Genomic DNA, 697 nt, shown 5'->3' with positions numbered 1-697 from the left:
GGAACGAGCCCGCGAGATCCGCAACTCCGAAGGCTGGCACTACGCCGACGAACTCGGCTACAGCGGAGCGGCGTTGGCCAGGGCTGCCGATCACCTGACCGACCGGATCGGCGTCGACCAGTCTGCGCACACCGGGCGTGTCCAGGCCGCCCTGGCCCGATCCGCCTCCGGCCAACGTGGTGCCTCTCCCACTTCGCCGCCCGCCTCGGCGACGTCGGACCCCCCTGCCGCGCGCCGCTCGCGCTGACGCCTCTAGCACCGACTTCCGGCGAGGCCAAACCACCCGATCGCCGGATCCTCGACGGACGCCACTACCCCCTACAAGTCCCCGCCCGGCTGCGGCTTCCCGCCGTCGACCGCTGGGGACGACCAGCCACGGAGAAGCCCACATGCGCCCCGATCAGACCCTGGTCACCCTCCAACGCGAGGGCACACACGTCACTGCGCGCACCAGCGAACCCTTCATCCAGGAAGCCGCCGCCGGTGCCTCGGAGCATGAGCATCAGTACAGCCACCTCACCGCGCCACTTCGGCAGCGCGGCCTGGCCTGCACCGTCGAGTACGGCCTCAGCGACTACATCGTCCACGCCGAACTCCCCGACGGCAGCGCCCTGATCATCTCTCCGCCTCAGGAACCACCCACCGACCACCCGCCCGGGTATCCGGAGAGCTGGTTGGTGACGCGCGGGCATCCCGA

2 pseudogenes are annotated in these 697 nt (G+C 70.6%); both read left to right on the top strand.

The window, feature by feature from the left end:
* A pseudogene (locus RB628_RS41080) lies at positions 1 to 247 on the top strand (hypothetical protein); the annotation flags it as partial.
* Positions 248 to 389: 142 nt separating this feature from the next.
* A pseudogene (locus tag RB628_RS41075) lies at positions 390 to 697 on the top strand (hypothetical protein); the annotation flags it as partial.

The organism is Streptomyces sp. ADMS, assembly GCF_033441795.1.
Lineage (GTDB): Bacteria > Actinomycetota > Actinomycetes > Streptomycetales > Streptomycetaceae > Streptomyces.
Note: the sequence above shows the minus strand (reverse complement) of the source record. Positions and strands in the feature narration are given on the sequence as shown.